Source organism: Arthrobacter sp. JB02-1C (genome assembly GCF_057748045.1).
In genome coordinates this window covers 437,313-462,256 of sequence record NZ_CM173235.1, presented here as the reverse complement: position 1 = coordinate 462,256, position 24,944 = coordinate 437,313, and the positions used below count along the sequence as shown (strand labels likewise).

Genomic DNA, 24,944 nt, shown 5'->3' with positions numbered 1-24,944 from the left:
CATGAGCAACTCCGTACTCCCCGCGAACCTCCCCGCTACCGTCGGCGTGCTCGGCGGCGGGCGGATGGGCGCCGGCATCGCGCACGCCTTCCTGATCAACGGTGCCAACGTAGTCGTCGTCGAACGCGATGACGAGTCCGCCGAGGCTGCCCGCGAACGGGTCGAGTCCGCCGCGGCCAAGAGCATCGAGCGTGGAGCCATCGACGGCAACCTCGACGAACTGGTCTCCCGGCTCGCCGTAACCGTGGACTATGACGACTTCAAGGACCGCGAGCTCGTGATCGAAGCCGTCCCCGAAGACTGGGACCTGAAAGTTTCCTCACTGCGCGGCATCGAGGAACGTCTGGGCGACGGCGCCTACCTGGCTTCCAATACTTCCTCGCTCTCTGTGAACGGGCTGGCCCGGGAGCTGAAGCGGCCGCAGAATTTCCTCGGACTGCACTTCTTCAACCCGGTGCCGGCGTCCACTCTGATCGAGGTGGTACTCGGCGAGCAGACCGGGCAGGCGCTGGCGGAGGCTGCCCGTGGCTGGGTTCAGGCGCTGGGAAAGACCGCCGTGGTCGTCAACGACGCGCCGGGCTTCGCTTCTTCCCGGCTCGGCGTCGCCATCGCGCTCGAGGCCATGCGGATGGTGGAGGAAGGCGTCGCCTCCGCCGAGGACATCGACAACGCCATGGTCCTGGGCTACAAGCACCCCACGGGCCCGCTGCGGACCACCGACATCGTGGGCCTGGACGTCCGGCTGGGCATCGCCGAATACCTGGCCTCCACCCTCGGCGAACGCTTCGCGCCGCCACAGATCCTGCGGGACAAGGTGGCCCGCGGCGAACTTGGCCGGAAGACGGGCAAGGGATTCTTCGACTGGACGTGAGTTCCACGGCGGCTCGCCGCGGCCGTCCCTGTGCCAGGAAACGCTGCCCAGCGCTAAGCCTGGGCGTCGAGGGCCTTCTTCATGCCGTCCATCGCCGGGCGGGCCAGGGACCGGAACGCCGGCCGGGCGAAAGGCTCGGCGATCTTGCGCCAGCCCTTGAGCGTGAACTCGGCCGTGTAGTTCACCCTTGACCCGGCATCATCGGGCGCTACCTCGATGGTGTCGACGGAGACGACGGCCTTGTTCTCGCCCCGCAACGTGATCCGGCCCGACGTCAGCGCAGTAACCTGATACGTCAGTGGCTGGCGCTTTCCACGGAACTCGGCCTCGGCGTAAAACCGGTGGCCTACTGCTACCGGTCCCGCGGAGAGCTTGTTGACCACCGGAGTTCCGGGGTCCCACTCAGGTGTGTGCTCAAAGGCCGCCAGATAGGCGAGCGCCCGGGCCGGGTCGAGGGTGGAGCGGACCGTACCACGGACAGTGATCATGGGCTTAGCCTACCGAGAATCACGGCCCCTGGACCGGGGACGGAACGAAAAAGTCGGGGCAAACCCGAGACCCGGCGGCCTGTGGCCCGGCCGGCTGGCTTACGATGATCCGGTGACTTTCCCGGACCATACCGCAATCACTCCCGTGACGCTGACCGGCAAGTACGTCGTGCTGGAACCGCTGAGCCAGGACCATCACGACGGGCTGGTCGAGGCGGTCCGCGACGGCGACCTCTGGAAACTCTGGTACACCTCGGTGCCCCGCCCGGACGCCATGGCGGCCGAAATCGACCGGCGGCTTGCCCTGCAGCAGGCCGGCTCGATGCTGCCGTTCACCACCAGGTTGCTGGAGCCGGCTACCGGCACGCCGGGCAAGGTGATCGGGATGACCACCTACATGAACATCGACGCCGCCACGCCCCGCCTTGAGATCGGCTCCACCTGGAACGCCGCATCCGCGCAAGGCAGCGGCAGCAACCCGGACTCCAAACTGCTGCTGCTGCGGCACGCCTTCGAAACGCTCGGCTGCCCCGCCGTCGAATTCCGCACGCATTGGCTGAACCACCAGTCCCGCGAGGCGATCGCCCGTCTGGGCGCCAAGCAGGACGGCGTGCTGCGCAGCCACACGAGGACGTCCGACGGCGTGCTGCGCGACACGGTGGTGTTCTCGATCCTGGAACACGAGTGGCCGATGGTCCGCAATGGCCTGGAGTACCGGCTGGCCAGGGAGCGCTAGGACCCCGGGTACGCGCCGGCCGACTTCAGTGCCCGGTAGTAGGCCTGGTAGCCCTTGGCATTCGGGTGGAAGTTGTCGGCGCTGCCCGGGTTGGCGAGGTCGAGGTTGATCCACGGGTCTGTCGAGTTGATGCCGTGGCCGAGGAAAGCTCCCCGGACCTCGACGTACTGTTTGCCGGCGGCTGCGGCGATGGAGCCGTTCAGGCCGTCAGCCAGTTCTGTGGCCCGGTAGATAAATTGCGACAGTGAATCGGTCCGGCCGGCCGGGATCGGGTCGTAGAGGTAGGGGTAGCCGGTGACTACGATCCTGGCGTTGGGGGCCGCCTCGTGCACCCGGTGAATCATTGCAGCCACGTTGCTGGCCAGTTTTCCGCTGGTGATCAGGGCAGTCGCCGTGGCGCTGGCATTTGCGCAGGCCCCGGCCGCAGCGGGATTGAACACGGCGGTGACGCAGTTCGTAACGATCGTTCCGAAGCCGAGGTCGTTGCCGCCGGCAGTGATCGTCACGAGCTCCGTGCTGGGATTCAGCTTCTTTAGCTGACTGCTGATGACGTCCTGCGTGGTCTTGCCGCTGCACGCGGCGTTAGTGACCAGCTTGATGGCCTTCACGTCAGCGGCGAGTTCGGCGTAGCTGTTATCGCTGCGGTAGCAAGCGTCCAGGTACGGCCCCGCTCCCTGGCCGGCGGCGTAGGAGTCTCCGAGCGCGATGTACTTCGTTTTGTCTACAGCCTGCGCCGGGGCCGCCGCCACACCGACCGCCATGGCGATGGCGGCGAGGCCGGCGGCGAATGCCGTCTGGCGGCGTCGAAGTTTCAGAGTTCCCATGGTGTTCCCCCTCAGTAGCAGCACGCGGGTTCAGCCCCCCGTACCGCAAGGGGTGTCGGTCCCGGCGGCAGGCGAGCTGAAAAGGAGCCCGGCGGGCTCACCGCCACCCTACGCCCGAGGCCCCGGGCCTGGCCCGGGCCGTTGGTCCCGTCGCGAAGATGGCGGGGGACCTGCCCGAACCCTGCCCGTGGCCTGGCGCAGCCAAACCTCAAGACTCCCGCATTTTTGGGCCACAATGGGGTAACGGTCCCGGCGGTCGCCGCAATCCTGGACAAATGGGGGCGCTAAAGTAACCGGGTGAAGACTCCTAGATACGCTTTGGCGGTGCGGGTGGCGGCGGCCGTCGCCGTCGCGCTCGCTGGGACGTCCGTGGCCGTGCCCGCCTTGGCTCAGACCGGTTCACCGACGCCGGCAGTGCCAGCCGCAACGCCCGCGCAGCAGGGAATCAGCGACGCCGGACTTGCCGAAGCGACCCTGCGGGACCTGGGCATGACCTTGGAGGAGTTCAACGCCGCCGGGGAGCTGGGCCGACGCGCCGCCGACGCCGTATCGTCGCTCAGCGTGCTCCCCGGCTATCAGGGAATCGGCCTGAAGGACGGAACGATCGTGGTCGACGGAAGCGGCCCGGAGCTCAGCGCACGGGTCGACACGCTCAACGCGGCGGGAGGCGCCGTATTCACGCTGGCCGCGCCGCCAGCCGCGCAGCCCGCGCCGCTGCCCGCCACGGCCGCCGCAGGACCCGAGCTCGTCGCCGGGAGCGCCGACCAGCTTTTCGAAGCCTACGTCCGCGAGGTCGGGGCGGCCGGGCTGCAGGCAGTGGCCTACGCTAACGGCCAGTTCATCATCCGCACCGGCGGCGTTAACGCGCCGGAGACCGCCGCGCCCGGGCCCGCCACCCCCGCACCCGGCAGCCCCGGCGACGCCGCCCGGCACGACGACAGCCGGCACGACGACGCGGCGACGGCCGGCTCCCCACCAGCCCCCGGTAAGGTCTCCGCCGCCGACTTCGTGTCCCGGTACGCGAACGTGAAACTCGAAAAGGGCGCTCCGATCACGACCGAAGAGGACTACTTCGGCGGCCAGGGCCTCGTGGTCGACAGCCTGAACATCTGCTCTGCCGGTTTCGGCGCCTTTGACCCCGCCGGGCTGCCGGTGGTGCTGACCGCCGGACACTGCGCCCAGGACGGCCGGGCGAAGACCGCTGCCGTCGAACCCGCCACCGCCGCACCGGCCGGCGGTGCCACGTCGGCCCTGCCTGCGGTCCTCGAAGCGCTGGGAACATTCGGCTTCAGCCAGTTCGGTGGCCGCAACAACTCACCGATCACCGGCGCCGAGGGAAGTCCCGGCAACATCGGCACGGACATCGCCGTCATCAAGGGGCTGCGGCAGGAGCTGGCCGTCCAAGCGTCGGCCACCACCTGGCAAAGCATGGGCGCGCCGGACCAGACCTCCGTCAAGATCATCGGCGCCACCGAGCCCTCCCAGGGCCAGGCCGTGTGCCGGTCCGGCCGCACCACGGGTTGGTCCTGCGGAACCGTGGCCGAGACCGGAATTTACGTGGTGGGCGGCGCCCCGACCCCCGGCACCAGCTGCACGGACGAGACCGGCCGGGTCCTCAATCCCTGCGGCCTGCGTGCCTTCAAGGGCTTCCTGTCCTACGATGTCCAGTCCAGTGGCGGCGACTCCGGCGGACCCTGGATCAGCGGGAACTTCGCTGTCGGCACCCACTCTGCCGGGGAACCGCGCGGGGCATCGCAGAACTTCGCCGTGGCCACGACGCTGAAAGATGCCCTGGACTACATCCCCGGAGGCGTTCAGCTGCAGCTGTTCCTCAACCGGCCCCAGCTGCTCGCACCGGTGCGCGGGAACCCGGTCGTGGCCGGGGAACTGATCCGGGGACACGTGCCGGCCGCGCCCGCCGCCGCGGTGGCCTCCGGCTCCCAGGTGCGCATCACCGTCGGCACCCAAATAATCGACGTGCCGGTGGACAACGCAGGAAACTGGTCCTTCCCGGCGCCGCTGCCGGCGGGGCCGCTGACTTTCACGGCCCAGACCATCAACGGGTTCAGCCACTCGGCAGCGGAAACTTTTAGCATGGACGTGGCCCAGGCGCGGCTGCCGGTTGCGGAGATCACCACGCCGGCCGCCGCTCCACGCCCGGCCCTGGGCAGCATCGAGGGGACCGGCACCCCCGGCGCCCTCGTCATGCTGTCCGGAGACGTTTCCGGGACCGGGCAGGTGGCCCCGGACGGGCGCTGGAAGGTGCAGCCGACCGGGCAGCCGGCCTACGGCAAGGTGGCTGTGACCGCCATCCAGTCGGCCCCCGGTGCGGCTGCAAGCGCGCCGGTCACCGTCACCTTCACCGTCGTTCCGCCGGCGCCGGCGGTCACCAGCCTCAGGGAGGGCCAGCAGCTGAACCGGGACTCCCTGCCCGCCACCATCTCCGGATCCGGCGTTGACGGCGCCGAGGTCAGCGTGCTGATCGACGGGGAGCCGGTCCGCGCGCTGACGGGCGGCGGCTCCGGAACCGGGGCCAAGGCCGTGGCAGGTGCACTGGTCCCGCAGGCTCTGGTCGCGGCCGGGAACTGGAGCGTGCCGTTCCCCGCGGCGCTTGCCGCGGGAACGCACACCCTCGCCGTCTCCCAGGCGGTCGACGGCGTCGCCTCGGGCACGGCCGAATCCCGTTTCACCATCAGCGTTCCCGCCGTCACGGTGCCGGTTCCGCCCGCCGTCACGGTGCCGGTTCCGCCCACCGCTTCGGTGCCGGTTCCGCCCGCCGCTTCGGTGCCGGCGTCGACGTCGCCCACCGCTTCGGTGCCGGCGTCGCCCGCGGCTTCGGCGCCGAATTCGCCCGGTCCGGCGGTGGCTCCGGCCGCATCGGGCGGCACGCCGGGGCTCGCCAGCACCGGAGCCGCCGGGATGCTGCCTGCCGCCGGCATCGGGGCGGGAGCACTGTTGTTCGGCGCGCTCTTCATCGTGCTGGCCCGGCGCCGGGCGGTCCGCTAGCGGCGGGGCCGCTACCCGACGGCAGCCGGGAAAGGCTCAGGCCTTCCGGTCCAGCAGCAGGTTGGTGATCCGAAGCGTACACAGCCGCTCGCCCGCCTCGTTGGTGATCAGCACCTCGTGCGTGGTCACGGTGCCGCCCAGGTGGAGCGGGGTGGCGGTGATGGTCAAGAGGCCGCTGCGCGCGGACTTGTGGTGTGTGGCCGAGACGTCGACCCCAACCGCCGTCTTGCCCAGGGTACTGGCGTGAATCACCGCGGCCCAGGAGCCGACCGCCTCGCCGACGGCCAGCGACGCTCCGCCATGCAACAGGCCGAACGACTGCCGGTTGCCCTCCACCGGCATGGTGGCCACGACGCGTTCCACCGACTGCTCGACGATCTTGACGCCCATCTTCTCGTCGAGCTCGCCTAGGGTGATCGTCCAAAGATCGGTGCTGCGGGGCTCAGGCATCATAAGGTCTCCTGGGATTCTGGGGGGTCTCGGGCCGGCCGGGCCTGCCGGGCCTGCCGCTACTAGTGTGCCGCAGAGCCGCGTCATGTACTGTAGACATATTACCGAACGGACGGTCAGTAATGCTCTGGCCGTGTGATCTTGCCCCCGTTGGAAGGACCCGTCAACGATGACCACCACTGCAACAGCTCCGGTTTCCTCGGTCGATACCGTGGGGATTGTCCCCAGCTTCATCAAGAATTCCTGGTGGACCCCCGACGCCGCCGCCGCTGCCGGCGCCGCCTCCGTCCTGGACGCCAGCACGGGAGAACTCCTGGCCCGGGTGAGCACCGAGGGTCTGGACCTCGCCGGCGTCGTCGACTACGGCCGCACCACCGGCCAGGCGGAACTGGGCAAGCTCACCTTCCACCAGCGCGCCCTCAAGCTCAAGGAGCTGGCCCAGTATCTCAACGGCCGCCGCGACGAGTTCTATGCGCTCAGCGCCCAGACCGGCGCCACCAAGATCGACTCGATGGTCGACATCGACGGCGGCATCGGCGTGCTCTTCACGTTCGGCTCCAAGGGCCGGCGTGAACTGCCCAACGCGCAGGTCGTCGTCGACGGCCCCATGGAGGTGCTGTCCAAGGACGGTTCCTTCGCCGGCGAGCACATCTACACCCGGATCCCCGGCGTTGCCGTGCAGATCAACGCCTTCAACTTCCCGGTCTGGGGCATGCTGGAGAAGCTCGCCCCGGCCTTCATCGCCGGCGTTCCCACCATCGTCAAGCCCGCCACCCCCACCGGCTACGTGGCCGCGGCCGTGGTCAAAGCGATCGACGAATCCGGAATCCTGCCGGAGGGGTCGCTGCAGCTGGTCTCCGGCTCGGCCCGCACCCTGCTGGACCACCTCGACTACCGCGACCTCGTCGCCTTCACCGGCTCCGCAGCCACGGCCAACACCCTCAAGTCCCACCGCAACGTGGTGACGGGCGGAGTGCGCTTTACCTCCGAGACGGACTCCCTCAACGCCGCGATCCTGGGCCCGGACGCCATCAAGGGCACCCCGGAGTTCGATGCCTTCATCAAGTCCCTGGTCACGGAAATGACCTCCAAGGCGGGCCAGAAGTGCACCTCGATCCGCCGCGCGATCGTGCCGCAGGACCTGGTGTCCGACGTCGTCGCCGCGGTGGGGGAGCGGGTCACCGAACGCGTCGTGGTCGGTGACCCCCGCGCCGAGGGCGTCACGATGGGCGCCCTTGCCTCCCTCGAGCAGCTCGCCGACGTGCGCGCCGCCGTCCAGTCCATGCTCGACGCCGGCGGCGAGCTCGCCTACGGCACCCTCGATGCCCCGAAGGTCACCAGCGCAGACGGGAACATCGGCGTCGTCGACGGCGGCGCGTTCATGTCCCCGGTGCTGCTCCGCTGGGCCGACCCGGAAGCCGAGGAGGTCCACTCGCTCGAGGCCTTCGGCCCGGTCTCCTCGGTGATTGGGTACACGGACCTCGCCGACGCCGTCCGGCTCGCCGCCCGCGGCGGCGGCTCACTGGTCGCCACGGTCTGCACCAACGACCCCGAGGTGGCCCGCGAACTGGTCACCGGCATCGCCGCCCACCACGGCCGCGTCCTGATGCTCAACCGCGAGGACGCCCGCAGCTCCACCGGCCACGGCTCCCCGGTCCCGCACCTGATCCACGGCGGCCCCGGCCGCGCCGGCGGCGGCGAAGAGCTGGGCGGCATCCGCTCGGTCATGCACCACATGCAGCGCACCGCCATCCAGGGTTCGCCCAACATGCTCACCGCCGTCACCGGCGTCTGGCACACCGGCGCGGACCGCAACTTCACCCTCGACACCGAGGGCCAGCACCCCTTCCGGAAGCACCTGAGTACCCTGCACATCGGGGACGCCATCCGCTCCGAGCTGCGCGAGGTCACGCTGGAGGAGATCACCAAGTTCGCCAACTCCACCGGCGACACGTTCTACGCCCACACCAACCAGGAAGCGGCCGAGGCCAACCCGTTCTTCCCCGGCATCGTCGCGCACGGGTACCTGCTCCTGGCCTGGGGTGCGGGGCTGTTCGTGGAGCCCGCACCGGGCCCGGTCCTCGCCAACTACGGGCTCGAGAACCTGCGCTTCATCACCCCCGTGGCGGCCGGCGACTCCATCCGCGTGACCCTGACGGCCAAGAAGATCACCCCGCGCGAGACCGACGAGTACGGCGAGGTGGCCTGGGACGCCGTCCTGACCAACCAGAACGATGAGATCGTCGCCACCTACGACGTCCTGACCCTGGTCGAAAAGTAGCCCCTAGGGACGCTCCCTCAGGTTACGGGGGTCCGTTCCTGACGCTCCCTCAGACACTGAGGGAGCGTCAGGACTGGGGACGCAATCGGCAGGCTCTTTCCGCCCGCTTCCGGCGTAAAATTCTCCCTGTAGGAGGTGGCGAAATGACACTTGTCCTCAATAAAGCCACAACAGTCCTGCCAGTCGATGATGCGGCCCGTGCCCGGTATTTTTACGCGGACACCCTGGGGCTCCCGCACCGTGGTGTGGCAGAGGACGGAAGCGAATTGTTCGGCTCAGACGGCGGCCCGATGCTGCAGCTGATGCCAGTCAAGGATGGAACGCATTCAGAGCACACCACCCTGAGTTTCGAAGTCAGCGAGATTGAACGCACGGTCCAGGAGATGGAAGCCAGGGGCGTGACGTTCCAGGACTACGATCTCCCGGATCTCAAGACCGAGAACCACATCTGTTCAACGAATTCGGAGAAGTGCGCCTGGTTCATGGACACCGAGCACAACATCCTCTGCGTGCACGAGAACATCTCCACGGCGGCGGACTACCAGCTCTAAGCCGGAGCACACCAGCAGCACCCCGGACCGGTCCGGGGTGCTGCTGTGCGTTTTGCTTCAGCGGCGTCTTCAGCGGCAGACAGCCCGGGGACACCGCTGCGCACCCACGGCCCGCGGACGGAGCTTACGGGGGGACATGTCCCTTGCCGGCCGTGGCGAGTGGACATTTCCCCAGCATGCCCATCCGTCGGCGGCAGGAGAGGGCATGTCCCGTGGGACGAGCCGGGAGCGGAGGGCATGTTGATGACAGGCGTTGAAGACTGGACATGCCCCCGGGCCCGCGCCGTCAGGGGCTTCGCCGGCGGCCTGGCGGGGAGTCATTGGCACGGACGCGCCCGGGACGCGCGTCAACAGCACGCGGGGTCGTTAGAATGCTTCCGGTGCGCTTGGGCCAGGCACGGCCGTCCCGTGGCTGTCCGGCTCCGGATCCGGACGCGACCAGGGCGAGACGGGGCGGGGCTGGAGCGTACCGTTGACGGTCAGGTCCACCCGTTCATTGAAGAAACTGACGAGCCCATGGATTTGGGCTGCGTCCGGGAGCCGACGGTCGTAGCTCCACGCGATGTCCTGGCCGCCCTCCGCGCCCGGGTACGTCCAGTAGCTGGCTTTGCCCTTGTACGGGCAGACGGTCCACGTGGGGCTGTGTTCCATCAGGTCCAGCCGCACGTCGTCCGGCGGTATGTAGTAGCGGACCGGGAGCATTGTCTCGTACAGGAGCTGCGCAGCGTTAGTGCTGGCCAGCGTGACGCCGCCGAGGGCCACCTCCACGGCCACGGACGACGCCCGGACGTCCACGCGGTGGAACGGATCCCGCGGATGGCCGATGATCTCCTCGTCGTCTTCGAGCCAGTCGAACGCGGCGAAGTCGAGCACCACGTAGCCCGCCAGATCCGGGTCCGCGGGCCGGAACCCCGCTCGTGGGACGGAAGCCGACGCGGTCACGACGTCGAGTTCCTCACCGGCGGTCGTGTGCTTGCCGAAGCCGGTCCGGGGATCGAACACCGGGAGTGCGTCCCGCACCATCCTGAACCCGACCTCCGGGACGTCGAGGCCCGGGGCGGCCGGTGCATTGAGTTCCGCCAGCAGGTCCGCTTCCGGCACGGCAAAAACTGGGGTGACCCGGCGAGGCTCCCAGACCAGGTAGGCCTGTCGCGTGTCGACGACGGCGTCTCCGGCACGGCTGGCCCGAATCCTTTTGGCGGTGGGCTCGTAGCGCAGTTCGGGGAGGGTTCCGAAGATCATTTGGGAAAGTTTGATGGCCATGCCTCAAGGGTGGGCGTGCGTCCCTGCGGCGTCAATGACTCCGCCCGCCGGACCCCGCACCTGCGAGGGACATGCCCCTAGATGGCTGGAGCGAGTGGACACTTCACCATCATGCTCATCGGTCCGCGGCAACGGAGGGCATGTCCGGTGCTTCGCCTAGGCGGGGACGTGGAGACCGTTGAAGGCCATGGTGATGACGTCGTCGGCCAGCTTCTCGGGGGAGAGGGAGCCGCCCGGACGGTACCATTCGACGATCGAGTTGATCGTGCCGAAGAGCAGTCGGGTAACGGTGCGGGGGTCGATGTCCTGGCGGAGCGAACCCTCGTCCCGGGCCGCCGAGATCAGGGCGGCGACCTTGTGGTCGAAGGCGCGGCGGCGCTCCAGGGCGTCCCGTTCCACCTCGGTGTTGCCGCGCAGCCGGAGCAGCAATGTGACGAACGGCAGCCGCTCGACCAGCACGGAGATGGTCTCGCGGAGCACAAATTCCAGCCGGGCATCGGCGGTGCCGCTGGTGGCCTCTGGCTGGTCCAGGATGGCTTCCAGGCCGCCCAGGGCATGGTCGAGGGCGAGCTTCAGAAGGTCGCCCTTGGACGGGACGTGGTGGTAGATCGCGGACTTGGAGATCCCCAGATTCTCCGCGAGGATGCCCATCGACGTGGCATCGTAGCCGTGGCGGTTAAAGACGTCGACGGCGATCAGCAGGACGGACCGCTGGTCATAGCCGGGGCGGCCGCGCTTGGCGGTGGTTCCTGTGCTGGGCATACTCGCTAGTTTCTCATGTACGGTCGGCCGGCCCTGTCCTGCCCGCGTGGCCCGGAGCCTGGTCCGGAGCCGGGTCGCGCGGGGCCGTCAGGGCAGGCCGGCCGAAGGGGTTTAGGCCTTGGGCCGCATGTCGTAGATCCGGCGCAGTTTGCCGTTGGAGCGCTCCAGCGAACCCGGTTCGACGACATTGACGGCGCAGGACGAGCCGACGTGGATCTTGATCTGTTCCTTCAGGACCCTGGCCGCGGCCGCGATCCCCTCGACGGTGACCGACTCACGGCGCTCGATCCGGACCGTGAGCTGGTCCATCCGCTGGCCCTCGGGCCGGGTGAGCTCGAGCTGGAAGTGCGGGCTTAGCTCGGGGATGCGCAGCGCGATCTCCTCGATCTGCGAGGGGAACAGGTTCACGCCGCGGAGGATGATCATGTCGTCGCTGCGGCCGGTGATGCGGCCCATGCGGCGGTGTGCCGGGCGGGCGGTTCCGGGCAGCAGCCGGGTGAGGTCCTTGGTCCGGTACCGGATGATCGGGAGGGCTTCCTTGGTGAGCGATGTGAACACGAGCTCGCCCGGTTCGCCGTCGCCGAGGACCACGGAGGAGTCGAAGGCGTCGATGATTTCCGGGCGGAAGTGGTCCTCCCAGATGTGGCTGCCGTCCTGCGTTTCTACGGCTTCGCCGGCGACGCCGGGGCCCATCACCTCGGACAGGCCATAGATGTCGCAGGCCTTGATGTTCATGGTCACTTCGAGCTCGTGCCGCATCTCTTCGGTCCACGGCTCGGCACCGAGCACCGCATACTTCAACGACGTCGAGGCCGGGTCGATGCCCTGCTTCATCATGGCGTCCGCGATGGTCAGCAGGTAGGTGGGGGTGGCGAGGATGGCGTCCGGCTTGAAGTCCTGGATCAGGGTGATCTGGCGTTCCGTCTGGCCGCCGGAGATCGGGATCACCGTGCAGCCGAGTGCCTCGGCACCGGCGTGGGCGCCCATGCCGCCGGTGAACAGGCCGTAGCCGTAGGCGTTGTGCACCTTCATGCCGGGCCGGACGCCCGAGGCGCGCAGCGAACGGGCCACGAGCTTGGCCCAGTCGGCAAGGTCCTTCTTGGTGTAACCCACCACGGTGGCGCGGCCCGTGGTCCCGGAACTGGCATGGATCCGGGCCACCTCCTGCTGCGGCACGGCGAACATGCCGAACGGGTACTCGAGCCGCAGATCTTCCTTCGTGGTGAACGGGAACTTGCCCAGGTCCGAGAGTTCGCGCAGATCGCTCGGGTGCACCCCGGCCTCGTCGAACTTGCGCTTATACAGCGGAACACGGTCGTAGGCGTAGGCCACGGTGTGCTGCAGCCGGCTGAGTTGCAGGGCTTCCAGTTCGTCGCGGGAGATGGTTTCCTCACGGTCCAGGACAGCGTCACTGGTGGAGCGGGAGGATTCAGCGGTGGGGGTGGTCATCTGGGAGTCCTAGGGTTCTATTTTTTGGAGATGGTGCGGCTGCGGCCGCGGAACTCGGCGACGAGTTCCCACGCTGCGGCGTCGTCGGCGGGGAGCCCGCCCGGGAGCGTGACGGGGGCGGCGGCCGGGCCGGACGTGGCGCCGGATGCGGCGGCATAGATCTGGATGTCGTACAGACCGCTGCGGCCGGTGCTGGCGCGGCGGTTCGCGACGGCGGTCAGGATCTGGCCGCGGAAGGCCGGCTTGATGAAGTTGATGTCGACGCCGGAAGCGACGGTGATGTTGCCTTCCTCGCCGGGTGCGGGGTTCGCCGGGTTGCAGGCCAGGGCAAATGCCGTGTCACCGAACGCGAAGATCATGCCGCCGTGGGCCATCCCGAAACCGTTCAGCATTTCCTGCCGGAGCGGCATCCGGATGGTGGCGTGGCCGTCCTCGATCGCCAAGACTTCAATACCCATCCATTCGGAGGCGTAATCGTCCTTCAGGACCGGGTGGGCCGGCCCGGAAATTGTCACTTCAGCCATGCGTCATTGCCTCCAGCCTTATTTACCGAATGTTCATTAGGTAATCCCATGCGGGTGCCCGCTGTCAAGGGGGTAAGTATGCTGGGACACATGGCCAAAGGAATCTACGTCAGCGCAACGACACCCGGATCCGGCAAGTCACTCATTGCCCTCGGCCTGGCGGACACCCTGCACCGGCACGCGGACCGGCTCGGCTTCTTCAAACCGGTGGTCCACACCCGGACCGACGCGGACCCCATGGTCACCCTGATGAAAACGCGCTTCGACCTCGACGACGAACGCTGCCGCGGCGGGCTGACCTTCGCCGAGGTCCGCGGCCTCCTCGCGGAGGGGAAACGCGAGGAAATCGACTCCCGCTGCGTCGAGATTTTTGCCGAGATGGCCCGGCACTGCGACGTGATCATCATCGAGGGAACCGACCTGACCGGCCAGGACGCCGCCGTCGAATTCGACCTCAATGCACGCCTGGCCAACAACCTCGCGGCGCCGGTGGTCGCCGTCGTCGGCGCGAAGGGCCGCACCGTGGCCGAGACCGCGGACGCCGTCGAGGTGGCCCGTAAGGAACTGACCGCCGAACGGTGCACCCTGCTGGCCATCATGGTCAACCGCGCCGACCCGGCGGACCTGGACAGCATCGCCGCCGCGGTCCGCCCCGGCGCGTCCGGCCGCCCGGTCTACGTCTTCCCGGAGCTCGAGGACATCGCCCGTCCCACCACCGGCGAAGTCGCCGCCGCGCTGGGACTGGGCCAGGTCGCCGGGCTGCCGGATTTGGAACGCGACGTCCGCTCGGTGAAAGTGGCGGCGATGAACGTGGCCAACTTCCTGCACGTGCTCGACGACGGCGCGCTGGTGATCGTGCCCGGTGACCGTGCGGACGTGCTGGTGGCCTGCCTGGCATCCTCCTTCTCGCCCGAATTCCCGGTCCCGTCGGCGCTGATCCTTTCCGGCGGCCTGGCGCCGGACCCCACCGTGTACTCCCTGCTGGCACAGGCCCCGTTCCCGATCTTTGCGTCTCCCGACGACACCTACGTCACCGCCAAGCGGGTCTCCGAGGTGCGCAGTGAGATCTGGTCCGGGCACCGCCGCAAGGTAGCCTCCGCGCTGGGGCTCTGGGCCAGACGGGTGGACGAGGCGGAGCTGCTCGAACGCCTGCACCTGCCGCGGCCGGAGCGGATGACGCCGCTGCGTTTCCTGCACGACCTGATCGAACGGGCCCGGGCGGAGCGCCGCCACATCGTCCTGCCCGAGGGCACCGACGTCCGGATCCTGCGCGCCGCCGAGATCCTGCACCGCCGCGACGTCTGTGATCTCACCGTGCTGGGCCGCGACGCCGACGTCCGCGAGCTCGCCGCCACCCAGGGAATCGACCTGAACGGCATCAACGTCGTGGACCCAGCCACCTCCCAGCTCCGGCACGGGTTCGCGCAGACCTACGCGGAGCTGCGCGCCCACAAGGGGGTGGACCTGGCCAAGGCACTTGAAGTGATGCAGGACGAAAGCTACTTCGGCACCATGATGGTCCAGCTCGGGGTGGTGGACGGCATGGTGTCCGGCGCGGCGCACACCACGGCGCACACCATCCGGCCAGCCCTGGAGTTCGTGAAAACCCGTCCGGGCGTCAAGATCGTCTCCTCCGTGTTCCTGATGCTGATGCCGGACCGGGTGCTCGTCTACGGCGACTGCGCCGTCAACCCGGAACCGAACGTTGAGCAGCTGGCGGACATCGCGCTGGCCTCGGCCGAAACGGCGGCCCAGTTCGGCGTCGAGCCGCGGGTGGCTATGTTGTCCTACTCCACCGGCGGCTCCGGCGCCGGGGAGGCCGTCGACGCGGTGCGGCAGGCCACCGAGCTGGTGCGCCAGCGCCGCCCGGACCTGGCGGTGGAGGGGCCCATCCAGTACGACGCCGCCGTGGACGCCGCGATTGCCGCGTCCAAGATGCCCGGCTCGTCGGTGGCCGGACAGGCGACCGTGTTCATCTTCCCGGACCTGAACACCGGCAACAACACCTACAAGGCGGTCCAGCAGTCCTCCGGCGCGGTCGCCGTCGGGCCCGTGCTGCAGGGCCTCCGCAAACCCGTCAACGATCTGTCCCGCGGCTGCACGGTGGACGACATCCTGAACACGGTGGCGATCACCGCTGTCCAGGCGCAGTCGGTCCAGGACGTGACCGCACCGGGTGCCCCGGAGATTTCGGGTGCCCGGCCCGCCGCAGCTGTGCCCGGTGCCGAACAGCCCGTCGAAGCCAAGGCTTAGGAGGCCAGCATGCTCGTACTCGTCATCAACTCCGGTTCGTCCTCGCTAAAGTACCAGGTCCGCGACGTGGAGGCGGGCAGCGTCCTCGCGGAGGGCCTGGTCGAGAAGATCGGGGTGGGCAACGGCGGGGATGGCGACGGTGAGGTCCAGGGGCCCCGTGACCACGCGGAGGCCCTGGAGCAGGTGGGCGGCGTCCTCCACGAAGCCCTCGGCGACCGGTCCCTGGACGCCGTTGGCCACCGGGTGGTGCACGGCGGCGAACGGTTCGCTGAGCCCGTTCTCATCAACAACGAAATTACTCGGGCCATCGAGCGGCTGAACCCGCTGGCGCCGCTGCACAACCCGGCGAACGTTCTCGGCATCCGCGCGATTGCGAAGAAGTGGCCGGACCTGCCGCAGGTGGCCGTCTTCGACACCGCCTTCCACCGCACCCTGCCCGAGCACGCCTGGCGGTACGCCGTGCCGGACGAGCTGTACGCGAACCACGGCATCCGGCGCTACGGTTTCCACGGCACCTCGCACGAGTACGTCGCGCACCGTGCCGCTGCCCTGCTGGATGTGCCGCCGGACGAGTTCGACGCCGTGATCGCCCACCTGGGCAACGGCGCCTCCGTCACCGCGATCCGCGGGGGCGCCTCCATTGACACCTCGATGGGGTTCACCCCGCTCGAAGGCCTGGTGATGGGGACCCGCTCCGGGGATCTGGACCCCTCGATCTTGATCTTCCTGGCCCGGGCCGGCTGGTCCGCGGAGGACCTCGACTCGCTGCTCAACCGCCAGTCCGGGCTCAAGGGCCTCGCCGGGAACAACGACATGCGCTCGGTCGTGGAGGCGGCCGAAGCCGGGGATCAAAGGTCCGGCATGGCGCTGGCGGTGGCGTCCTACCGGCTGGCGAAGTACATCGGCGGCTACCACGTGGCCGTCGGCGGGGCGAAGGCCCTGGTTTTCACCGCCGGGATTGGCGAAAACTCACACCAGTTCCGCAGCCTCGTCGCGGAACGGCTGGGAGCGCTCGGGGTGGAGCTCGACGGCCGACTGAACCGGGAGCGGTCCACGGAACCGCGGGTAATCTCGACGCCCGGGTCTGCGCTGCCGGTCCTGGTGGTGCCCACGGATGAGGAGCGGGCGATCGCCGAGGCGACGGCCGCCGTCGTCAGCCGTGCAGCGGTTGCTTCCTAGCTGACACCAGGCCCGCACCGGCGGCTCCGCAGCGGCGGACGGGTAGCGTTGGGGCATGACCGAGATGAACCGTCCCCTCCGGCTGCCTCTTCGCACCCCGCGGCTGGTGCTGCGCCGGTTCGAGGCCGGCGACCTGGACGCTTTCCACGCCTACCACTCGCTGCCCGACACCGCCCGGTTCCTGCCGCGCGAGGCCAAGAGCTACACCCAGTCCATGGAATCCGTCGGCAAGTACGCCAACTTCGAGTTCGAGAAGGAGGGGGACTGGGTCTGTCTGGCGATCGAGGCCGCGGACGTGCCCGGGCTGCTGGGCGAGGTGGTGCTCAAGTGGTTGGCCGGATGCGGCCAGGCCGAGGTCGGCTGGAGCCTGGCGCCGGCGGCCCGCGGCAAGGGCTACGCGTGCGAGGCTGCGACGGAGATGCTGCGGTTCGGCTTCGAAGACCTCGGCTTCCACCGCATCGACGCCAAGCTGGACGCCCTCAACACCGCGTCGGCCGCCCTGTGCCAGCGCCTCGGCATGCGGCTGGAATCGACGCAGGTCGACAAGTGGCACTACAAGGGCCAGTGGGCCACCGAGCTGGTGTACGCGCTGCTCGCGGAGGAATGGCAGGCGCGGCGGGCGCGGTGACGCTGCCGCCCAGTTACCTCCGGCCGTCCCGCCCCGGACCTGCGGCACCCCGCGCAGCTGCAAGGCTCCCGGGGCCCGCTGCCAGGCTCCAGCACCGGTAACTGGGCTGGAGCGCCGCCGCCGGCACCCCCCCGCCCGGTCGGCTTACGGCGCGGGCGGGGCAGTGCTCGCCGGAGGCGGCGGGACCGTCCCCCCGCTAGGACTCGGAGCGGGGGCCGGGGCCGTGGGGGCGGCAGACTGACTGCGGTCCGGCGCCGTCGTGGGCTCAGGCGCCAGGGTGGGGTTCGGCGCGGGCGGGACGGTTTCACCGGTCGACGGCGGCGCCGTGGTGCCGGGCGACGAGGACTGCGTGGCACCGGGTGGGGCAGCAGGCGGTGTGGTCGGCGCGCCGGTGCCGCCGTGGGTGGCGCTGGGGTCGGTCCGGACGAGCTGCATGATCTGTTCCTTGAACCCCGCCAGTTTCCCCTGGATCTCCGAGAGCGGGACGTTCCGCAGATTCCGGCCGTACTCCGCTATCTGCTGCCACAGCCCCTGGAGCTTGGTCATGCCGTCCGGGCTTAGGGGACCATCCAAGGTGAGGACCAACTGGCTGGCCAGGGCGTAGGTGAGGCAGCGCAGGCAGTTGTAGTTGGCGGCCGCGGACAGGTTCTCCGGGACGATCACATCAGCCTGGCCCACAATCAGCACCACCTGGAAACCGACCGCAACGGCGGCGCAATCCGCGCAACTGGCGAACGCGTACGCCTCGTTGCGGTTCCGGACATCCTCGCCGTCCTCGGCCCAGACCAGGGCGAACGCCACGTCGTAGGTGACGGAGCCGTCGGTGGTGTTGACGGCGAGCGACTGGTTGCCGCCGTCGTCGGGGGCCGCCGGCCGGTCGAACGGGAACACCCAGGCGGGCGCGGGCGCAGCGGTCGTAGGCGTGCCGGCTCCGGTGGCCGGGGCAGGCGCGGACCGGGGGACCAGCACCATGCTTAGCTGGGGTTCCTCGCGGGTGGGCTTGCGGGCGCCCTGGGGCCAGAGCGCCACGGTCCGGCCGGCCTGGCCCTGCTTCATTCCCCTGGCCGTGGCGGCGGGGAAGATGGCGGTGGTGGCGTCGGCCAGGGTGCCGCGTTCATAGGGCTGGACCGGGCGGTAGCTCTCCGCGCCGGGCCACCAGGCCCACGCCAGGCCCGCGGTGACGGCCGCGACCGCCGCCATCGCTACGCCGCGCTGCAGCGCCTTGCCCCGGGTCTTTTGCCAGAGCCCGGTGACGAACTGCCGGCCCAGACGCAGCAGGATGTAGAAGATGCCCAGGAGGGGCAGGGCGAGGCAGATGATGGCGAGCGCACGCACGGCGGCGTCGGCCCAGTCTCCGACGGCCACGCTGTGCGACAGCATGGCCTGCTGCTTCCATCCGTTGTCCCAGGCGGTGCCGAGCACCCGCGGCAGGGTGAGGACCATGGTGACCAGGCTGAAGGCCAGCAGCGGAACGGTGACGAGCACCCAGACGGTGACAACGGCCCGGGCCCACGGCTTGAGGACCTGGGCTTCGGGATCGGTCCTGCGCCAAGGAATCAACGCCAGCAGGGTCGGCTTGATCCGCTGGAACAGATCCGGCACGCCGGTGGCGTCGGCGAGGATATGGTAGCCGTCGAAGCGGACCATCGGCAGCAGCTGTCGGACCATCTGCAGGATCTGGGTGACCACCACCAGTAGCAGCGCGTCGAAACCGGTCGCCCACCAGATTCCCATGATGGCCACCGCGACGATCGCGTTGAAGTACAGACCGCCCAGGTCGGTCCGGATGCGGCCGGCGCGGCCCAGCCGGTAGGAGTCGGTAACGTCGGTGTAGAACGCGGGCCACATCAGGTACAGGCCGGTGCCCATGGCCCCGGGCGTGGCGCCTCCGCGGCGGGCCGCGGCGGCATGGCCGAATTCGTGGAAGCCGGCGGAAAGCACGGTGACCAGGAGGATCAGCAGCACCAGCCCGGGGTTGGCGAAGGCCTCATGGGTGGCCGAGGCCAGTCCCTTGACCATCAGCACCCACCAGCAGGTGGCGAGGAAGGCGGCGGTCACGGCGACGACGATCAGCGGGTTGAACAGTGTGGCGAACGGCGCGGTGAGTTTCCGCGTGCGTTCCGGGTCTGTGACGGAGTAGCGGAACCGCAGACCCAGGAGCGGATTGGACTTCCTGACCTCGGGCTGCGAGCCGTCCGGCAGCCGCAGCAGTCCCAACGGAAGCAATTGGGATTCGATCAAGGACTGGACGTTCCCGGCCGTGACCTGCTTGCCGTAGGCACCGCCGGCGTGCCGGGCGATCTCTTCGAGGGTGCGGCGCCCGTCCACGGCCTCGAGTACGAGGTAGAGCAGGCGCGTCAGCTGGAGCGTCTGGCCGTCGGCGCGCCGGACCAGGGAGGGCGCCTGCTTGTAGCCGGAGCCTTTCGTTTCGCCGATCAGTTGGACCCCGGCGGCCAGGGCGGGGGGCGGCAGGGTGCCTTCGGCGGTAGGACCCGCCGTCGGGCTGCCGGCCATTGGCGCTGCCGTGGCGGAGCGGACCGGAGGGCCGCCCTGCGCGGGCGGCCCTCCGTGTGCGGTGCTCATCGAGGGGCTACTGCTTCAGATCGGACTGCTGGTCGGCCGAAGCCGAGGCATTGCCGTGGATGTCCTGGTTGATGATGGCATCCTGCTGTGCGACGGCGTACGCGTTGCTGTCGATGGAGCCGATGTTGGCGCCGACGGCGGCGTCGATCGGCGCGGCAACGTTGGCGTTGGCGGCGACGGCACCGTTGATGGGTGCCGCGATGCCGGCGTTGGCGTCCAAGTTCACATCGACATTGAGCAAGTTGCCGTTGAGCGCTCCCGCGGCTCCGGCGGTTGCCGCGCCGAGATCTGCGGGCAGCGCCTGGCCCAGGCCCGGAACGGCGCCGTCCGGCAGGACACCGCCGGTCGTTGCGCCGCCGGTCGTTGCGCCGGGAACGGCGCCGGCATCCACGACGCCGGACACGCCTCCGGAGGCGGGACCGGTGGTGGTGGCAGGTGCGGCGGCCGGATCGGACGCGGTCCCGGCAGCGGTACCCTGGTCGATTCCGCTGTCCTGCACCGAGTGCGCTGTGGCATCGCCGGTGATGCCCTGGTTGATGATGGTGCCCTGATCGGCAAGGGCCTGCGATTCGGACCCGAACGAGAGGACGTTGGCCGAGGCGGCGGCGCCGATCGGTGCCGCAACGTTGGCGTTTGCCGCGACGCCTAGGTCGATCGGTGCTGCGGCGCTGATCCCGAGGTTGAGGTCGGCATTCAGGTCCAGGACGGAAGCCACTTCCTTGTCGGGAAGGGCGGTCGCGCCTTCGGCCAGCAGTTCCTCGTCGGACAACCCGTTCATGGCTCGGTCGTTACTCACGAATGACTCCAGTTCCGGCACCGTTTTCTGCTGCCCCCAGTGAGCAGTGTCTCCACCGACGTGCCTAGTGCAGGTCAATAGTAAGCATGATGATGAAATTTTGGTGCACGCGGGGCCCGAAATCCCGATCGACTGCTCCGTAGGGGCCGTTTTGACCCTCCAAAAGGGCGGCTACGGAGCAACCGATCGGGGGAAGACCGCGGTTACTTGAGCCCGGCGCCCGGCAGCAGGTCGGTGGCGCCGAGGGAGTCCGCGACGAACGCGTAGTCCCAGGCACGTTCCTTCCACTGCACGTAGCGGCCCGAGGCTCCGCCATGGCCGCCCTCCATCTCGATCTTCATCACGATCGGCTCGCTGCCGGTATTCAGTTCGCGCAGCCGCTGCACCCATTTGGCAGGCTCGACATACAGCACCCGGGTGTCGTTAAAAGAGGTCACCGCAGCGATCTTGGGGTAAGCCACCGCCCGGACATTCTCATACGGGGTATAGGACTTCATGTACGCATAGACGTCCGGGTCCGTGATGGGGTTACCCCATTCCTCCCACTCCAGTGCCGAAAGGGGAAGCTCCGGATCCAGGATGGTGGTCAGCGCGTCCACGAACGGCACAGCGGCGACGATCGCGGCGTACTTTTCCGGCGCCAGGTTGGCCACGGCGCCCATCAGCAGCCCGCCGGCAGACCCGCCCATGGCAGCGATCCGGGCCGGATCCACCCAGCCTGACCCGGCCAGCCAGTCCGTGGCTGCGATGAAGTCCGTGAAGGTGTTCTTCTTATGCAGTTTCTTGCCGTTGTCGTACCAGTGCCGGCCCAGTTCCCCTCCGCCGCGGACGTGCGCGATCACGAAAACGATTCCGCGGTCCAGCAGCGAGAGCCGGGGAATGCCGAAGCCGGGATCCATGCTCAGCTCGTAGGAGCCGTAGCCGTACACCAGGCCAGCCGCCGTCGAATCCTGCCGGACTGAGACGTGGCGGAGAACGGACAGCGGAACCCGGGTCCCGTCCGCAGCTTCCGCCCACTCGCGGGTCGCGACGTAGTCGGACGGCGAGTAGCCGCCCAACACCGGGCTTTCCTTCCGCAGCAGCAGCTCCCCGGCCGGCTGCTCCGCCGTCGGCAGCACAAAATCGTAGACCCGCGACGGCGTGAAGTAGGAGGTGTAGCCCATCCGGATCAGCGGTGCCTCGTAATCGGAGCCGGCGACCCCGGCCGTGTACAGCTCCTCGTCGAAGGCCGGCTCCACGGCGGCGCCCTGTGCCGGGGTACCCAGTCCCGCCAGCGGCAGGACCTGGACGCGTTCGATGGTGTCCTTGCGGACGGACAGCACCAGATGGCTTGACGTCACGCCCGCGCCGTTCACGCGCACCTGCTCGGAATGCTCGACGACGGTCCGCCAGCGCTGCTCAGCGACGGGCTTGCCCAACTCGGCCGGGTCGACGAGCGAGACCATCGAGTTGGCCGCATCTTTGTTGTGCGTCAGCAGGATGGTTTCGGAGCTAGCGCCGTCCGGGCCGGCCAGCAGGAACGGCTCGGCTTCGTAGAGGATGCGCTCCGAGCGGGGAATGACAGTGGTCAGGCCGGCCGCGGGTGCATCGAAGCTCAGCAGCCGGGTCTCGCTGAACTCCGAGCAGCCGATGCCCAGGACCAGGTGCCGCCGGTCCGCCGAAAGCTCGAATCCGAGCCACATGGCGACGTCGTCCTCCTGGTAAATGACCTCATCCTCGGTGACCGGCGTGCCCAGGACGTGGACCTTGACCTGATAGGGGCGCCAGGAGGCGTCGACGACGGTGTAGAAAATCCGGCTGCCGTCGGGGGAGAAGGAAATGCCGTAGAAGACGTTCTCAATCTGATCGGGCAGCAGTTCTCCGGTGCGGAGGTCCTTGACCCGCAGCGTGAAGCGTTCATCACCGGCGTTGTCCACGGCGTAGGCGTACAAAGTCCCGTCCACGGTCACGGCAGTGCCGCCGACAGCGAAGAAGGGTTTACCCTCGGCTTCCACGTTCCCGTCCAGGAGCACTTCTTCGCCCGGAATTTCGACGCCGGCCCCGACCGCCGGCGGAGTCCAGTCCGCCACCTTGTCCGCACTGTTTTGGGCGCGCACCCGGCACCGGATGCCGTACTCCTTGCCCTCCACCGAACGGGAGTAGTACCACCAACCGTCCTTGCGGTGCGGCACGGAAAGATCGGTCTCCTGGGTGCGGCCCTTGATTTCCTGGAAGATGGCCTCGCGGAGGGGTTCCTGGTGGGCGGTGACTGCTTCCTGGTAGGCGTTTTCGGCCTTCAGCAGTTCCACCACCTCGGCGGATTCCTTGTCCCGCAGCCACTCATAGTTGTCCTCGAAGGCGTCGCCATGGTGGGTGCGAAGGGCGGGGACTTTCTTGGCTACCGGAGGCTGCGGGGTCACGTGTACGGAAGTCTGGGTCATGGACCCAATCTACCGCCGGGCAGTGACAGGACCGGACCCGTGAGTCGGACCGGGCGCACCTCAATTTTCGTTCTGCAGCTGGTGTGGCCCCACGTAGTTACCGGGCCCTTCCGATGCCACGCCGCGGCCACGTCCGCGGTGCGGCGGGAGTCGGCGGCACAAGCGACTGGCCGTCCGCGCTGGTCCCGATGCCGCCATCGGAAGCATGAAAAACACTCCGCTGCCGGCCGGCATGCTGCGCAGGGTGAAGGCTAGGCGTTCCAGGGTGTCCAGGGAGCAGCCCCGGAGTCACCGAGACGTGCGGCATGTTGGCGTGGGCGCCGGGGCGGAGCCCGGCACCGGGGCAGCGGTTTTCGGTGCGGGGCCGATTCAGTAAGAATGCCGCGGCGGCGACGGCGAGGACCGCCAGCCCGGCGATGATAGCGAGAATAATCCGACGGCGGTGTGCCCCGCCCGGTGCACCAGCTGCGGCTACTTCTGTTGGTTCCGGTAGTTTACGTAGTCGCCCAGCGTATCGGAGGTCAGGGCCTCGGAAATATGCCCGGTGACGTCCACGCCGACGCCACCCAGCGCATCCTTGAGGCCTTTAAAGCCCTGGAAGTCGACCATGGCCACGTGGTCAATTCGCTGCATAAAGATTGATTCGACGGTCTGCACCATTAGGGGCGTCCCGCCGAGGGCAAGCGAAGCGTTGCTCTTTGCCTGGCCGTGGCCCGGGATGTCGACCCAGAGGTCGAGCATCACGGACATGGTGTAGATATTCTTCCGGTCCCCGGTATGTGCACCAGCATGGGGGTGTCTGCCCGCTGGTCGGTGGCCACGCCGCTTACCGCGTCGGCTTCCGTGGCGCCGCGGCTGCCGCTTCCCATCATCAGGATATTGACCGGTTATCGAACGTCTGGGCCAGGTCAAAGAGGTAGCTCCCGTTTTGCGGCCCCGGTGTGTTGCGGGTGCTGGCCCGGGCGGGGTTGCTCCGGCGTCGGCGGTACGGTGTCCAGCGGGTGCGTCATAGCTTCCTGGAAAATAAGTGGGCAGTGTCCGGATTCAAGCCAGTGGACGGCAAACGCTGGGCTATGCCGGCCAGGTGAGACGCGCGAATCGCAGCACAGCCAGAATAGCCGGGGCCAGCTGGTCCTCCATCTCGTCGTACACCTTTTGGGGCCGCCGGTAAGGATCCACGACGTCGTTGTCCGCCGGCTCCGCGGCAAGCGCCAGGTGCCGTACGGAAGCGGCGCGCACGGGAAGGCTCCGCCAGCCCTCCGCTCCTTGCGGGTCGGCCGTACCCCGTTCCGGAAGGCCCTCACGTAACTCCAGTTGGCCCAGCATCCGGGCGAATTCCCGGATGGTGAAGGTCCGCTTCAGCAGCGAAGCGTCCAGCCGCAGGACTTCGCCGCGGTGAGTGGAGGCCATGGTGAGGACGACGTCGGACTCGCGGAGGATTGCGCTGGTGAGCTGCCGCGCGGAAAAACCCTCAGGAGAGCCACCGTAGGTTCGAATGATGTCCGCCGACGGTGGCTGGATGGGTTCGCCCACCATGGCGCGGGTGCCGGCGCTCCGCACTATGAAAGCCCCTGGCTGCACTTGGTCCAGGCCTGCCTGAAGCAAGCGCTCGGCCACTGGGGACCGGCAGATGTTTCCGGTGCAGACGGTAAGAATGCGGACGGGGGAGTGCGTTTCCACTTAAGAACTCTTTCCGAGCTTGGTGCAGGACCGGTATAATCCGTGACCCCCAAACTTAACACGGTGCCCGCGGCGGGCCGCGGAGGCACCCCGCCGGCGTCCGGTGACCAAGGGCTGTCAGCGACCGGGTGACCAAGGGTGTCGGCGGCCGGCGCGCTTCCGCTCAGGCGGGGTTCGGGCCACGACACGATGAGCATGTT

The 24,944-nt window shown here is 68.6% G+C and carries 20 protein-coding genes; 8 read left to right on the top strand and 12 right to left on the bottom strand.

From position 1 onward, the window contains the following. The first annotated feature begins 1 nt into the window (after nt 1). Nucleotides 2-871 carry a 3-hydroxyacyl-CoA dehydrogenase family protein gene (locus tag AC3ANP_RS02175; protein WP_488331726.1) on the top strand — a complete coding sequence of 290 codons (870 nt, stop codon included), beginning with the start codon at nt 2-4 and terminating at the stop codon, nt 869-871. A 53-nt stretch (nt 872-924) separates the two neighbouring features. Here the strand turns inward: AC3ANP_RS02175 and AC3ANP_RS02170 are convergent, their stop codons facing one another. Continuing rightward, nucleotides 925-1,359: an SRPBCC family protein gene (locus AC3ANP_RS02170; protein ID WP_488331725.1), complete on the bottom strand. Its 435-nt coding sequence runs from the start codon at nt 1,357-1,359 to the stop codon at nt 925-927. A gap of 112 nt (nt 1,360-1,471) precedes the next feature. Between AC3ANP_RS02170 and AC3ANP_RS02165 the strand changes: the two genes are divergently transcribed. Beyond that, complete coding sequence (locus AC3ANP_RS02165; protein WP_488331724.1) at nt 1,472-2,095, top strand: GNAT family N-acetyltransferase; 624 nt, start codon at nt 1,472-1,474, stop codon at nt 2,093-2,095. Here AC3ANP_RS02165 and AC3ANP_RS02160 read toward each other — a convergent pair. Next, complete coding sequence (locus AC3ANP_RS02160) at nt 2,092-2,919, bottom strand: SGNH/GDSL hydrolase family protein (RefSeq protein WP_488331723.1); 828 nt, start codon at nt 2,917-2,919, stop codon at nt 2,092-2,094. The genes AC3ANP_RS02165 and AC3ANP_RS02160 overlap by 4 nt on opposite strands. A 297-nt stretch (nt 2,920-3,216) precedes the next feature. Here AC3ANP_RS02160 and AC3ANP_RS02155 point away from each other — a divergent pair, with 297 nt between their 5' ends. Beyond that, nucleotides 3,217-5,925, top strand: coding sequence for a S1 family peptidase (locus tag AC3ANP_RS02155; RefSeq protein ID WP_488331722.1), 2,709 nt, complete (start codon nt 3,217-3,219; stop codon nt 5,923-5,925). 36 nt (nt 5,926-5,961) lie between these two features. On the opposite strand, the gene AC3ANP_RS02150 is transcribed toward AC3ANP_RS02155, so the two are convergent. Then, nucleotides 5,962-6,378: a PaaI family thioesterase gene (locus tag AC3ANP_RS02150; RefSeq protein ID WP_488331721.1), complete on the bottom strand. Its 417-nt coding sequence runs from the start codon at nt 6,376-6,378 to the stop codon at nt 5,962-5,964. A gap of 166 nt (nt 6,379-6,544) precedes the next feature. On the opposite strand from AC3ANP_RS02150, the gene paaZ reads away from it, so the two are divergent. Together paaZ and AC3ANP_RS02140 are read left to right on the top strand one after the other, a co-directional pair. Further along, nucleotides 6,545-8,656 carry a phenylacetic acid degradation bifunctional protein PaaZ gene (gene paaZ, locus AC3ANP_RS02145; protein ID WP_488331720.1) on the top strand — a complete coding sequence of 704 codons (2,112 nt, stop codon included), beginning with the start codon at nt 6,545-6,547 and terminating at the stop codon, nt 8,654-8,656. Nucleotides 8,657-8,799: 143 nt separating this feature from the next. After that, a complete protein-coding gene (locus AC3ANP_RS02140; protein ID WP_488331719.1) occupies nt 8,800-9,207 on the top strand; it encodes a VOC family protein in 408 nt (135 codons plus the stop codon). 366 nt (nt 9,208-9,573) lie between these two features. Here the strand turns inward: AC3ANP_RS02140 and AC3ANP_RS02135 are convergent, their stop codons facing one another. The 4 genes from AC3ANP_RS02135 to AC3ANP_RS02120 form a co-directional block, all read right to left on the bottom strand. Beyond that, entirely contained in the window at nt 9,574-10,470 is an 897-nt protein-coding gene (locus tag AC3ANP_RS02135) for a DUF427 domain-containing protein (RefSeq protein ID WP_488331718.1), read from the bottom strand. Nucleotides 10,471-10,626: 156 nt separating this feature from the next. Next, nucleotides 10,627-11,232 carry a TetR/AcrR family transcriptional regulator gene (locus AC3ANP_RS02130; RefSeq protein ID WP_488331717.1) on the bottom strand — a complete coding sequence of 202 codons (606 nt, stop codon included), beginning with the start codon at nt 11,230-11,232 and terminating at the stop codon, nt 10,627-10,629. Nucleotides 11,233-11,343: 111 nt separating this feature from the next. Then, on the bottom strand, nt 11,344-12,681 hold the full coding sequence (gene paaK, locus AC3ANP_RS02125) for a phenylacetate--CoA ligase PaaK (RefSeq protein ID WP_488331716.1): 1,338 nt from the start codon (nt 12,679-12,681) through the stop codon (nt 11,344-11,346). A 17-nt stretch (nt 12,682-12,698) separates the two neighbouring features. Next, on the bottom strand, nt 12,699-13,205 hold the full coding sequence (locus tag AC3ANP_RS02120) for a hotdog fold thioesterase (RefSeq protein ID WP_488331715.1): 507 nt from the start codon (nt 13,203-13,205) through the stop codon (nt 12,699-12,701). A 90-nt stretch (nt 13,206-13,295) separates the two neighbouring features. On the opposite strand from AC3ANP_RS02120, the gene pta reads away from it, so the two are divergent. From pta to AC3ANP_RS02105, 3 genes are read left to right on the top strand one after another with little or no spacing between them, the layout of a single operon-like run. Then, complete coding sequence (pta, locus tag AC3ANP_RS02115) at nt 13,296-15,458, top strand: phosphate acetyltransferase (RefSeq protein ID WP_488331714.1); 2,163 nt, start codon at nt 13,296-13,298, stop codon at nt 15,456-15,458. Between the two features lie 9 nt (nt 15,459-15,467). Further along, nucleotides 15,468-16,637, top strand: coding sequence for an acetate kinase (locus AC3ANP_RS02110; protein WP_488331713.1), 1,170 nt, complete (start codon nt 15,468-15,470; stop codon nt 16,635-16,637). 55 nt (nt 16,638-16,692) lie between these two features. Further along, entirely contained in the window at nt 16,693-17,265 is a 573-nt protein-coding gene (locus tag AC3ANP_RS02105) for a GNAT family N-acetyltransferase (protein ID WP_488331712.1), read from the top strand. 144 nt (nt 17,266-17,409) lie between these two features. Here AC3ANP_RS02105 and AC3ANP_RS02100 read toward each other — a convergent pair whose 3' ends face one another. The 5 genes from AC3ANP_RS02100 to AC3ANP_RS02080 all read right to left on the bottom strand — a co-directional run bounded on the left by AC3ANP_RS02100 (nt 17,410) and on the right by AC3ANP_RS02080 (nt 24,744). Beyond that, nucleotides 17,410-19,848 carry a hypothetical protein gene (locus tag AC3ANP_RS02100; protein WP_488331711.1) on the bottom strand — a complete coding sequence of 813 codons (2,439 nt, stop codon included), beginning with the start codon at nt 19,846-19,848 and terminating at the stop codon, nt 17,410-17,412. Nucleotides 19,849-19,855: 7 nt separating this feature from the next. Further along, the gene (locus tag AC3ANP_RS02095; RefSeq protein WP_488333125.1) at nt 19,856-20,626 is read right to left on the bottom strand and encodes a peptidoglycan-binding protein; all 771 of its coding nucleotides are present in this window, start codon (nt 20,624-20,626) and stop codon (nt 19,856-19,858) included. 221 nt (nt 20,627-20,847) lie between these two features. After that, nucleotides 20,848-23,064: a S9 family peptidase gene (locus AC3ANP_RS02090; RefSeq protein WP_488331710.1), complete on the bottom strand. Its 2,217-nt coding sequence runs from the start codon at nt 23,062-23,064 to the stop codon at nt 20,848-20,850. A gap of 471 nt (nt 23,065-23,535) precedes the next feature. Further along, nucleotides 23,536-23,814, bottom strand: a complete 279-nt coding sequence (locus AC3ANP_RS02085; RefSeq protein ID WP_488331709.1) for an LCP family protein — start codon at nt 23,812-23,814, stop codon at nt 23,536-23,538. A gap of 321 nt (nt 23,815-24,135) precedes the next feature. Further along, a complete protein-coding gene (locus AC3ANP_RS02080; RefSeq protein ID WP_488331708.1) occupies nt 24,136-24,744 on the bottom strand; it encodes an arsenate reductase/protein-tyrosine-phosphatase family protein in 609 nt (202 codons plus the stop codon). Nucleotides 24,745-24,944 lie beyond the last annotated feature (200 nt).